Origin of the sequence: Halalkalibacter akibai JCM 9157 (assembly GCF_000513135.1) — a bacterium.
In the GTDB taxonomy this organism is placed as follows: Bacteria; Bacillota; Bacilli; order Bacillales; family Bacillaceae_D; genus Halalkalibacter; species Halalkalibacter akibai.
In genome coordinates this window covers 40,073-52,383 of the sequence record NZ_BAUV01000031.1, presented here as the reverse complement: position 1 = coordinate 52,383, position 12,311 = coordinate 40,073, and the positions used below count along the sequence as shown (strand labels likewise).

Genomic DNA, 12,311 nt, shown 5'->3' with positions numbered 1-12,311 from the left:
CTCAAATCCAAAAATCGTACACCAGTAAATGACAAATAGAGTGCATTCTAATGACAGCTTCTTCCGCATTAGCAAAGTCTCCAAATACTAAAACACTTGACTGCTGTAATTCAGCTAAATTTGTAGATGCTAGCTTATTAATAATTCTTTCATACTTTGTTGTCACTTCATCACAGTTTAACCAACAATACCACTGAAATACTACTGTTTCTCTATCCAAATTAACGGGAAGCCGTATCGGACCCACTAGATAAATTGCTCCTTTATCTGTTTCAATTAGCTGAATTTTATCCTCTAAAATAGAAAGAACTTTAGAATCATAAGTTGTTTGCATATATTTGATACTCCTTTGTAATTAGATTATTGATGATGAGTAAGACTGTTTTACTAGTGTTTTTTTAGATCTCCCCTTAGCGTGACCATTTTAGGTGCTTTCCTTTCCACTTTTCAAAAATTAATGATCTTTCTAACCTAATCAACTGTATAATGCCACCTGTTAGTGCAACATCATCCACACTAGAAACAATAGAACTTACATAATTAATGGTTTACATATAAAACCTGTATCTTCATTACATAGTAATTAGTGATACAGGTTTGCTTATTATTCAATTTATTTCCTAAAAAAGGTTAGTTTTTGATTAGAAATTTAATGGTATTTCCGGAAGGATCTTCAACAAACATTTCTTGTTGGCCCTCACTATAATTGAATCCTAAACGACCTAGATTCTCCTTTGCACGATCATACTCTTCTTCAGTCAAATGAAAGGTAAAGTATTTTAAGCCTAATGCATTTTTTGGAGGAGCAGGTAACTCTTTTCCTGCCCAAATGTTCATTCCTATGTGATGGTGATATTCATCTTTCGATACAAAAAGCATATGAGTTTCTTTGGCAACAATCTGGAACCCAAGAGCTTCCACATAAAATTTCTCTGATTCCTCAATGTCTGATACTTGTAGATGCATATGACCTATTCTTGTTCCTCTTGGTAAACCAGTCCAAGTCTTATCCTTTATTTCAGCGAATAAACCCTCGACATCTAATGCATCGGTTGCTCCAACATAACCACCATTTCCGTCTCTTTTCCACTGATTTGAATCTCTATCTACATATATTTCAATTCCGTTATTATCTGGATCAGCTAGGTAAACTGCCTCACTATACTGGTGATCAGAAGCCCCTTGTATCGGATAATTATTTTCAATTAAATGTATTGTGGACAATGCTAAATCTTGTCTAGTAGGAACAACAATCGCAAAGTGGTAGAGACCTGTTGTTCTAAGCGGTCTTTCAACATATGTTTCTTCTTCTATCAATAGAAGTTGCGGTACCAAACCATCTGTAGTTAGTTTCGCTGTTTTATCATCACGCTCTAATACTTGAAACCCGATTAATTGTCTATAAAAGGTTAAAGATTGATCTAAGTTAGAAACTTTCAACTCGACATATCCAATTCTAGGTTCCATGTTACCTGTATAAGTTTCCATATTCATCTCCTCTTTGTGTCCTTCCTTTTTTTGAAATATAACTAGTGCAATGACAATAGCAATAATAAACATTACCGTAATGCTTTTTATATTTTTCATTTATTACAACCAGAAAGGTCTGTCCCCTTTACGTTTTACTATATAACTATCTAGAGAATATAATTTACTTCCATTTAGTAGTAAGTATACAGAGATGGCCAGTAATGCAAGATCGTACGCGTATCCTCCAATAAAACCTGCTGCTAGTTGAACTGTCACGATTGCCCCTAATAGTACTATGACGAAAAGTCCTCCTACGATTCGAGTCGCTAAACCAAGTAATATCACAATTCCACCAACCAACTCGATACTCGCTACTAGATAAGCCAAGACTCCAGGCAACCCAATACTATCAAACCAGCCAGCAATGTTTTCAATACCACCTTGAAATTTTTGGGTACCATGTCCAATAAAAATGATTCCTAAAACTACTCTTAATAATAACGCACCGATTTCTTGTTTGTTTTTCATTTTTGTTCCTCCTGAAATTTATATTTAATCTATAATGCAAAAGTTTATTTAGTAACACCTTATTTTATCTATCCTCCTTACAATCTCTATTTAAAAGGATCTAGACGTTTATCTTTCATGTAAACGAAGATCAATAGTAGCTTAATACCGAAAAAATATTCATATTTAAAAACAAATAATCAAAAAAATAAAACACTCATTGTTTTGTCATAAGAATAATTGTTTCTTGTATGGTAACAATAGACTTGTAGACTGTCAATGATTTTGCTACTATTATTATTAGTTTCTTAAATGAAAACACTTAGAGGTGATTAGGTTGGACATAGGAACTAAAATTCGCTCAATTAGAAAAAGAAAAAAGATTACAATCGCGCAAATGTGTGAGGGTACAGGCCTATCAAAAGGTTTTATAAGTAACATCGAAAACAATAATACGTCACCTTCGATTAATACACTGAATACGATTGCCGAGTATCTGAAGGTACCATTACCTTATTTATTATTAGAGAAAAAGCAGCATATGCGTGTTGTTCGTAAAGATGAGAGAAGAACCTCTTCATTGAAAAATTTAAAAATCGAGCACATAACCTCAAAAGGCCCGTTACGAATCATGATCGTTGAATCCCCACCAGGTTTTGCCATTGGAGAAGATGAGACTCATGCCCACGAAGGAGAAGAGTGCCATTTAGTGCTAGAAGGAAAAGTCCTAGCTGAACAAGGGGAAGACTCTATTATCGCAGAAGAAGGTGATTCTTTTAGCTGGAATGCAAGTGTTCCACATAGTGTAAAAAATATTGGTGATACAAAATCCGTCATCCTAATCGCAATTTATTCAGATACCAAATTAGAAGATCTACTATAACGGATGTGGTTGAGCTTCCTTACATACAGGTCGATAGGCTAGCAAGTGAAATTGCTAACCTATTTTTTGACTGCATTGAACCTATCACCAAACGTACCAAAAGCCTCTCTAACATCAAAGACTACTGGATTGCTGATTTTTCACTTCTCCATTTTTTTCGCTGTGTTTAGCTAATTGTCTTTTTATAACAAAGTAAACAAGATAAATTATCAGAACCACACCATACATAATGGATGCAACCAGATATACTACTTGATAAGATGTAACTGTAGCAACTAGTCCAAGGATAAAGGAACCTCCTCCAATACCTAAATCAAAAAAGTTGAAAAATGAAGCCATTGCATCCTCATGTTCATGTTCCTCCACTAAGTTCAGACACCATGTTTGAATAGCTGGGAAAATAGCACCAAAACCCAATCCATAAAAGATAGCTGCTATTAAAAACATGCTATCACTGACTGCTACATATAGGATAATCAAACCTGTAATCGACAGAATCGATCCCGGTATGAGAATAATGGCTGGCCCATACACATCAAACATTTTCCCTGATATTAATCGAATCATAAAACTTGCCGCAGCTATTAATAAGAAAAATAATCCTACTTGAGTAAAATCTTTTTCTAACGCGTACAGAGAAAAGAAAGACATAATCCCTCCTGCTGCAATTCCAATTAATAAGATAAGTACTGCCGGAAAAAGGACTCGTTTCTCCAAGAGCTTAAATTGCCCACTTACTTGTTTATCTAAATCTTTACCAATAGGTGCTCTTTTGATGAAAATAGCCATAATAGCAGCTAAGAAAAGAACGGCCATTCCCCCAAAGAATAATCGTTGAAAGTCATATAATTCTAGCGTCATAATTCCAATCATTGGCCCTATCGAGATGGCTACCGTCTCTCCAACACCAAAATAACCAATCCCCTCACCACGACGATCTCTGGGAACGATTTCAGCCGCAAGTGTCGCAAAGTAAGTTGTTACTAAACCAAATCCAGCCCCGTGAATCAAACGAATAAGTAATAAAGTTGAGATATGGTTAGAGAGGTAATAGGCACCTGTAGATAGGGCCATAATGAAAATCCCTAAAACTAAAAGTAGCTTTTTATCAACCTTCATTGCAAGAATACCCGCAAACGGACGGATAAAAATAGCCGATAACATAAAAATCCCTGTTACTAAACCAACCTGACTTGCTCCTCCACCTAAGGTCGTGATGAATAAAGGCAGGGTTGGTAAAAGCATTTCAAAAATCATAAAGACTAAAGCATTAGAAACCAATACGAAAATAAATGACAGTGACCAAACTTTATGACTCATCTTAGTCATTTCCATCCTCCTTTATTTGATTGTCTAGTCCAAAATCTATCGAGGTTTTTTCAAGCAGCAAGACAAATAATAAACCTTCCCCTTAGGGGAAGGTCAATAGGCAACTTGAATTTGTATTTCTGTCAGGTGATCTTCTTTGTTTTTTGATATGTAATGGTCAATGATCATTCTTTCAATAGAATCTCCCATAATTTGAAGACCATTTTTGTTGATGTAATCTAGTAGCACATTGTAATATCGAGACGATTCGCTGTGGTCTCCCCGATAGTAAATACTTGCATATTTTCCTTTTTGAAAATTTGTAATTAAAGGGCTCTCAATATCATCTTCCTCCGTTAAGATGAAAATAGAGTTATATTCATGAAACTTTTTTTCTCTAATATTCTTTATATCTATTGTCAGCCCAACACCACCAATAAAAATGGAAGAATTTACATTCGCCATATTCTCTAATTGCCTCAATGAAATCTCTATTTCGGGATCTGAACCCATTTCCCCCATCAATCTCAGTACCTTCCTCTCATTTTTTTCAACTAATTTCACCACTCCAACTTCCATAATTTCTCGAGCTATTGTTATATCACGGATACGGTTTTGAAATCTACGGTTCACCTGCTCGAGTTCCTTTATTTTTTGCTCTGTTAATTTTTTTTGCTTCTCTAATAATTCTAAGAAACCATCAATATCCCTATGATCAAGGTGATCCTTAATTTCCTTTAAAGAAAAACCTAATTTTTTTAAATACTGAATTGTATTTAATTGCTCAAACTGTTCTGTTGAATAATACCTATATCCATTACTTTCATCAATTTGAATTGGTTTTAGTATTCCAATTTCATCATAATATCTCAGTGTTTTCATCGTCATATTATGAAGTTTAGCCATTTCTCCTATTGTAAACAGATTTTTCATTTTAGCATCCTTTCCCGATTATCTTTTTTTACACTATCATATCCACTTTTTGTTCCAAAACATCACTATCTTTTCCTTAAGGACTACAGACGTAAAAAGACAATCACTTTGAACGTAATCGTCTCTTTTATGTAACCAACTCATTTTACTTTTTTCGGAATTCCATTTTCTTAATCTATCAATTAAACTTCTATAACAACTATAAAAATTAACGTTTTGTTAGATATATTTTATAAAAATAAAAAATGAGCCTAAAATAGGCTCATTTTACTTAGTTCTTTAATTCAAGTACCGCAACATTTTCTATATGCGTCGAATGCGGAAACATATCCACCGGCTGTACTTCCTTCGTCTTATATCCACCAGCTTCTAGAAACTTTAAATCCCGAGCTAATGTTGCTGGGTTACATGACACATAAACGACTCGTTTTGGTTTCATCGAAACAATCGTTTCTAATAATTCCTCATCACAGCCTTTTCGTGGAGGATCGACTACGATCACATCAGCGCGTATTCCTTGTGCATACCACCAAGGCATGACCTTTTCTGCTTCTCCTACCGCGAAATCAACGTTGGTAAACCCATTTAACTCAGCATTTCGTTTGGCATCTGCAATTGCATCTGGAACAATTTCCACTCCGTATACATGCTTTGCTCGTTGAGCTAAAAATAACGAGATTGTACCAATTCCGCAATAAGCATCAATAACAGATTCGTTTCCTGTTAAATTGGCGTAATCTAATGCTTTATCATAAAGCACTTTTGTTTGTTCCGGATTCACTTGATAGAATGAGCGTGCGGAAATGGCGAACTTAATCTCACCAATATAATCGTGAATGTACTCATCACCCCAAAGCACGGTTGTCTCGTCCCCAAAAATGACATTGGTTCTTTTTGTGTTAATGTTTTGCACAATTGATTTTACATTTGGTACCTCTGCGATGATTTCTTCGATTATCGCTTTTTTATTCGGTAATTCTTTCCCACGTGTAACGAACACAACCATGACTTCGTTCGTTACTTTTCCTTTTCGGGCAACAACATGTCTTAACGTACCGCGGTGCTTTTCTTCATCATAGCCTCTGATTCCATATTTATTAGCAATTTTTTTGACGACTCGAATGATTTGATCGTTTTCTTCGTGTTGAATGAGACACTCGTCCATATCAATAATGCGATGACTTCTTTCTTGATAAAAGCCCGCTATGATTAACCCGCCCTCTTCACCAACTGGAACTTGAGCTTTATTGCGGTAACGCCATGGTTCTTCCATTCCTAGAGTAGGATGGACAACCACATCTTTTAAGCCACCGATTCTTTCTAACACGTCTTTGACTTGTTTTTGTTTTGTCAGAAGCTGAGCCTCGTAACTAAGATGCTGAATCTGACAACCACCACACTGATGGTAAATTGGGCATGGAGGTTCCGCGCGATGCTCGCTCGCTTCTTTTATTTCCATTAAACGTGCGAAACCAAAGCTTTATTTGTTTTTGTTACTTTTATATCGACTATTTCACCCGGTAACGCCTTCGGAACAAAAAGAGTGTAACCATTCACCTTGGCGACTCCAGCGCTTCATGGGTCAGATCCTCGATCGTTACTTGAAGTTGATCATTCTTTTTTACAGGTAATTGCTGTTTCATGAGTTGGTCCGTCCTTTATTCGTATACTGGTAGTTATTGTACCACAACCAAACGATTAGTCGAAATCGCTAGTGAACCTTACTGAATGACTAAGCGGTCAAACGGAATTGAGTGTTTACGTTTGCGAAAATCACCTGGAGAAATTCCGATGACCTTCCGAAAAACTTTATTAAAGTAGTTATCGTTGGAGTAGCCAGTTTTTCCTGCAATATCTTTAATCGTTAAATCAGAATTTCTCAGAAGATGAATGGCTTGTTGTAGTCGTATTTTCTGTAAGTATTGAATAGGTGTCATATTTAGCGTTTCACGAAAAAGTCTAATGATATAGTATTTAGATAGATTAGCTGAATTAGCAATATCCTCAATTGTTAGGGGTAGCTGATAATACATTTCAATATAATGAACAGCGCGAAGCACACTATCTGGTAAATGCCCGCTCGATCTTAATTGTTTACTATATCTGTAGCATTCCATAATAAACGCATAGGCTTGAGACGATGCATAGTATTGATCGATTAAATCTTCATCACATGCCTGTTGATAAATGTTCATGACGAGTTGAATCAAGTTAGAATTAAGAGGAATTTGAAGAATGTGTCCAAATTGACTCGTTATTTTTTCCCAACAAGTAGAAGCGGCCTGTCCTCTTAAAGTGAGAAAGATAAACTCCCAGCCTTCACTTGTTTCAGGAAGGTAATAGCAATGCTCATCTGGTACTTGAACCATAAATGCTTGGCCTGGTAGTAATGAATATGTATTTCCTTTTATATCAATGGATCCTTCCCCCTGCAACGTATACTGAAAAACAAAATTTTCTTCTTTTTCTCGTCGCATTCCATCCCAGCGGTAAGATGTTGAACTTGTTCTTTCTCTCCCAGTTGCATATACATCAACTAATGTTTCTATCGCTTGCTCCTGTGTTCGGAATGCAATTGTTTCATAGATTATGTTCTCTTTATCTGAGCGCAATATATTACCCTCCATTCACACCATATTACCATTGTTCAATTAAAGTAACCGCTTTATCATAGTATTATATCTAACAATATTTTACCAACGGGAGGCTATTCCATGTCAAAAATTACGTTTATCGGTGCAGGAAGTACAGTATTCGCTAAGAACGTATTAGGTGATTGCATGTTTGTACCTGCATTAGAAAACTTTGAATTTGCCTTGTTTGATATTGATGAAAAAAGGCTAAAAGACTCTGAGCAAATGTTAATTAATCTCTCTAAAAAATACAATCCGTCTATCAAAGTGAAAGCTTATAGTGATCGGAAAGAAGCTTTAAGACAGGCAAAGTATGTCATTAATGCTGTACAAATCGGGGGCTATGAACCTAGCACCGTTATTGATTTTGAGATTCCTAAAAAGTATGGATTGCGTCAAACCATTGCCGATACAGTTGGAATTGGAGGGATCTTCCGTAGTTTAAGAACGATTCCAGTGATGTTTGAATTCGCCCGCGATATGGAAGAAGTATGTCCAGATGCTTGGCTACTCAACTACACGAATCCAATGGCTGCATTAACAGGCGCTATGCTGCGCCATACAAAAATAAAGACGATTGGTTTATGTCATAGTGTTCAGATCTGTACAGATCACTTGTTTAAAGCACTAGATATGGATCCAACAGGTGTTGAGGAAAGAATTGCCGGTATTAATCATATGGCGTGGCTACTAGAAGTGAAAAAGGATGGGAAAGATCTTTACCCTGAAATTAAGAGACGAGCGAAGGAAAAACAAAAGACAAAACATGATGACATGGTCCGCTTTGAGCTGATGGACAAATTCGGTTATTACGTCACGGAATCTTCCGAGCATAATGCAGAATATCATCCTTACTTTATAAAAAACAGATATCCAGAGTTAATTGATCGCTTTAATATTCCTTTAGATGAATACCCACGTCGTTGTATCAACCAAATTAAAGGTTGGGAAGAAATGCGCGAGGAAATTGTCAACAACGCTCAGTTAACTCACGAACGTACACATGAATATGGTTCTCAAATTATTGAGGCGATGGAAACGAATAAGCCCTTTAAATTCGGTGGTAATGTGTTAAACACAGGTGGCTTAATTTCTAATCTACCTACAAACGCTTGTGTTGAAGTTCCATGTGTTGTTGATCGAAATGGTATTATTCCATGCTATGTTGGGGAAATACCTGAACAATTAGCGGCGTTAAATCGTACGAATATTAACACTCAACTTCTAACTATTGAAGCGGCCGTCACATTGAAAAAGGAACACATTTATCAAGCTGCTTTACTTGATCCACATACCAATTCAGAATTGTCTATGGACGATATTATTGCTTTATGTGATGAGCTTATTAAGGCTCACGGTGATTATTTACCGGAATATCGGTAATATAAAAACGGTTGTTTCATACACTGAAACAACCGTTTTTTTTTTAGTTTATCCCGGCAGCATGAAATAGCTTTGCATAGTTTTCAGCTGACTTTTTTATTAAAGATTCAGTGTCTTCTTTTGGTGGTTCAATGGTTAATACTTCCTGAGAGACGGCTCCTGTGTAGCCAATTTTCTGTAGAGTTTGTAAAAAGCCAATTAAATCTATGACTCCTTCTCCTAGATACAAACGGTCGTTGTCTAGTAGGTCTTTCACTGGAATGTTCTTGGCATCGTTTATGTGAACATGAACGATTTGATCAGCTGTTAGACGACCTAGCTCTTCATGACTGATTTCGTTTGTGTAACAATGATAGGCGTCTACTAATAATCCAACGTTTCTTTCGTTGATGGCATCAATGAATTCGAGCGTTTGTTGTAAGTTCCATATAAAAGGATTTTTCCACGTTGTCCGCAAATGATGCGGGCCCACAAACTCAAGTCCTAACCGAATCCCGTAGCTAGCTAAAATTTGAGCACATGTACGAAGCCTAGTTGTAGCTTTTGCCATAAACGGTGCAGCATCTTGATCTGTTGACGGGAGAATGTAAGTTGTACAAGTGCGACAGCCAAGAGTGGAGGCGGCTTTCGCATCTAATACTAAGCGCTCTAAGCCGTTAACAAATTCCTCATCAGTTGTTCGCCATTCAACTGAAAGTCCGATTGTGGCAATCTCAATACCATGCATGTTTAAGTGTGATTTTGCTTGAGCTAATCCTTCTTGCTGTATGAATTGTTCTAAGCTACGCCATCTGTATCGATTGCCTCGAAGTGATGCTTAGAAGCTAATGTTATCCATTGTTTCAGGTCATTAATCTTACCAATCCCTGCCATAGACAATCCTTTTAGCATGACAGCTTACTCTCCTTCTACATCCCAATTTAGTTGGACTTCTCTTCCTGTTCTTGAAGATTCGTAAATCGCACTTAAAATTAAATTATTCGTATAGCCTGTGACCGCGGAGCTAATCGGTTCTTTTCCTTCACGGATACATTCAACAAAGTGCTGACTCAATCTTAAACGTTCTTTTTCATCTTCTGACGTTAAATCGACATCAATTGGGCGATCAAACATTTCCGTTAGCAATTTTCCTTTTTTACCTTGAATAGAGGCGCCTCCTTCAGAGCCTAGTAGATGAAGATAAGGTTGATTATCAGTGTCCATATGAACAGCCCAGCTGACATCTAAGGAAAGCGTACTTCCATCTTCCATTTTGATAAGAGCTGTTGCAATATCTTCAACATCATACGCTCCGTCCCAATTTGGAGTTCCCCACGTACCGATCCCTTTCTTTTTAGGTCCAAATTCAGCGTAAGTCGATCCAAATACAGAGACTGGCTTTGGATTGCCCATTAAGTAGAGCGACAAATCTAATAAATGAACTCCGATATCAATGAGTGGCCCTCCTCCTGATTCGTTCTTTTGAGTAAACCATGTTCCCCAGCCAGGTATCCCTTTGCGGCGAAGCCATCCAGCTTTAGCATGATAGATATTTCCTAACTCACCACGTTCTACTTGCTCTTTCACTTGAAGAGCTAATGACTCCCAGCGCATTTGATGTGGTATCATAACTATTTTTCCTGTTTTCTTTTGTGTAAGTAAGATCTCCTTGGCATCGTTTTCATTTATCGCCATTGGTTTTTCTAATAAAACATGCTTACCTGCTTTTAACGCCTGAATCGTAAGAGGTGCATGGTATTTATTTGGGACTGCGATAATGACAGCATCCAGTTCTTGATTATTAATAAGCTCATCTGCATTTTGATGAACGGTTGGAATTTGGTATTCTTCCGCTCGTTTTTCGGCAAGTGGCAAATACACATCAGTTATTGCTTTTATTTCTACATCTTCTTTTAGTTGATTAAAATTCTCTAAGTGAACATTCCCGATATTTCCTGCTCCGATAACTCCAATTGAGATCTTTGTTTGTGTACTCATGTTAACCCTCCAATAATCTATGTATGATTTTATTATAACTTTTACTTAAACAGGATAGAAGAACCTTCTAAAATCGAACAAAAAGATCCAACCGTTCAACCGATTAGATCTTTTTACTTCACTACTACTTATTCGCTTTTTTTACTATAAAACCTTTTTAAAGAGAAGCGATTCGCTTATTTTCTAGACTTACGATCCTTTGGTGTCAGCATTTGAAAATGTTGATAAAGGCTAACAAACTGTGCAGGTAACGCTCCTCCATGCTCACCGTCTAAGTTAAGTTGCATATCTCCTTGCACTTCCACTTTAATGCGGTTCGCGTGAACATACATCACTTTCGGATGATGGATGTGCTCTCCTCGAAGTGCCAGTGTACAAAGATGGAGAAACTCTGGAAATGAAAGCTTTTTGACGACAATAAAGTCAAACATGCCATCTTGCAACGAAGCGTCTGGAGCTAATTTCTCAAACCCTCCAACTGAGTTGGTGTTGGACACTAAAAACAACATAATCTCGCCTTCAAACAATTTCCCGTCATACTCAATCCGAACCATTCTCGGTGTAATTTGAGGAAGTTTCTCTAGCCCCTTAATATAATAAGCCAATTGACCAACCGCTGTTTTTAACTTGCTAGGAACTTCATATGTAAGTTCGGTTAATGTCCCACCTGCTGCAATATTAATAAAATAGCGATCATCCACTTTTCCAATATCAATTGGCTCAAAGTGATCACCACACAGGATATCACATGCTTTTTCAATGTCTCTTGGGATGTGAAGCGCTCTTGCAAAATCATTTGTCGTTCCAGCTGGGATAAGTCCAAGGCTTGGTCTATTCGGTAAGTCAGCAAGTCCATTGACCACCTCGAAAATAGTTCCGTCTCCACCAGCAGCTATAACGAGATCATAGCCATTTTCTCCAGCCTTACGAGCAGCCCGTTTCGCACAACCTTCACCTGTAGTAGCATGAGCAGACGTTTCATAGCCTGCTTGTTCAAGTCTTTCTAATATATAAGCTAAACTTTTTCTTATTTGTTCACGCCCTGAGGTTGGATTATAAATAAGTCGAGCTCTTTTCATTACAGATCCCCTACTTTGTTAACATGATTGTGACATACATGCTTGTATTGTACCTTACATCAATCCTTAACAGCAAATTCTTCATTAAAAAAAGAAAAAGAAAGCCTTAAAAGGTTCTACCCTTTTAAGGCTTCATCT

Annotated in this window: 10 protein-coding genes and 2 pseudogenes; 2 read left to right on the top strand and 10 right to left on the bottom strand. The window is 37.0% G+C overall.

Annotated features, from left to right (window positions below; translation table 11 throughout):
• Positions 1–28: 28 nt before the first annotated feature.
• The 3 genes and pseudogenes from JCM9157_RS15615 to JCM9157_RS15605 form a co-directional block, all read right to left on the bottom strand.
• A pseudogene (locus tag JCM9157_RS15615) lies at positions 29–334 on the bottom strand (GTP cyclohydrolase); the annotation flags it as partial.
• Positions 335–630: 296 nt separating this feature from the next.
• Entirely contained in the window at positions 631–1,587 is a 957-nt protein-coding gene (locus JCM9157_RS15610) for a VOC family protein (RefSeq protein WP_052013187.1), read from the bottom strand.
• Between the two features lie 3 nt (positions 1,588–1,590).
• Positions 1,591–1,998 carry a DoxX family protein gene (locus JCM9157_RS15605; protein WP_035666161.1) on the bottom strand — a complete coding sequence of 136 codons (408 nt, stop codon included), beginning with the start codon at positions 1,996–1,998 and terminating at the stop codon, positions 1,591–1,593.
• A gap of 316 nt (positions 1,999–2,314) precedes the next feature.
• Here JCM9157_RS15605 and JCM9157_RS15600 point away from each other — a divergent pair, with 316 nt between their 5' ends.
• Positions 2,315–2,860, top strand: coding sequence for a helix-turn-helix domain-containing protein (locus JCM9157_RS15600; protein ID WP_035666156.1), 546 nt, complete (start codon positions 2,315–2,317; stop codon positions 2,858–2,860).
• Between the two features lie 114 nt (positions 2,861–2,974).
• Here JCM9157_RS15600 and JCM9157_RS15595 read toward each other — a convergent pair whose 3' ends face one another.
• From JCM9157_RS15595 to JCM9157_RS15580, 4 genes and pseudogenes are all read right to left on the bottom strand, one after another.
• The gene (locus JCM9157_RS15595) at positions 2,975–4,189 is read right to left on the bottom strand and encodes an MFS transporter (protein WP_081734210.1); all 1,215 of its coding nucleotides are present in this window, start codon (positions 4,187–4,189) and stop codon (positions 2,975–2,977) included.
• A 93-nt stretch (positions 4,190–4,282) separates the two neighbouring features.
• The gene (locus JCM9157_RS15590; protein WP_035666152.1) at positions 4,283–5,101 is read right to left on the bottom strand and encodes a MerR family transcriptional regulator; all 819 of its coding nucleotides are present in this window, start codon (positions 5,099–5,101) and stop codon (positions 4,283–4,285) included.
• 271 nt (positions 5,102–5,372) lie between these two features.
• Positions 5,373–6,744: pseudogene (gene rlmD, locus JCM9157_RS15585) on the bottom strand (23S rRNA (uracil(1939)-C(5))-methyltransferase RlmD).
• Between the two features lie 78 nt (positions 6,745–6,822).
• The gene (locus JCM9157_RS15580; protein ID WP_052013186.1) at positions 6,823–7,713 is read right to left on the bottom strand and encodes an AraC family transcriptional regulator; all 891 of its coding nucleotides are present in this window, start codon (positions 7,711–7,713) and stop codon (positions 6,823–6,825) included.
• A gap of 102 nt (positions 7,714–7,815) precedes the next feature.
• Between JCM9157_RS15580 and JCM9157_RS15575 the strand changes: the two genes are divergently transcribed.
• Positions 7,816–9,117: an alpha-glucosidase/alpha-galactosidase gene (locus JCM9157_RS15575; RefSeq protein ID WP_035666147.1), complete on the top strand. Its 1,302-nt coding sequence runs from the start codon at positions 7,816–7,818 to the stop codon at positions 9,115–9,117.
• 43 nt (positions 9,118–9,160) lie between these two features.
• Here JCM9157_RS15575 and JCM9157_RS15570 read toward each other — a convergent pair whose 3' ends face one another.
• From JCM9157_RS15570 to JCM9157_RS15560, 3 genes are all read right to left on the bottom strand, one after another.
• Positions 9,161–9,844 carry a sugar phosphate isomerase/epimerase family protein gene (locus tag JCM9157_RS15570; RefSeq protein ID WP_369384764.1) on the bottom strand — a complete coding sequence of 228 codons (684 nt, stop codon included), beginning with the start codon at positions 9,842–9,844 and terminating at the stop codon, positions 9,161–9,163.
• 170 nt (positions 9,845–10,014) lie between these two features.
• Positions 10,015–11,094: a Gfo/Idh/MocA family protein gene (locus JCM9157_RS15565; RefSeq protein WP_035666145.1), complete on the bottom strand. Its 1,080-nt coding sequence runs from the start codon at positions 11,092–11,094 to the stop codon at positions 10,015–10,017.
• A gap of 176 nt (positions 11,095–11,270) precedes the next feature.
• Positions 11,271–12,173: a diacylglycerol kinase gene (locus JCM9157_RS15560; protein WP_035666139.1), complete on the bottom strand. Its 903-nt coding sequence runs from the start codon at positions 12,171–12,173 to the stop codon at positions 11,271–11,273.
• Positions 12,174–12,311: the final 138 nt, after the last annotated feature.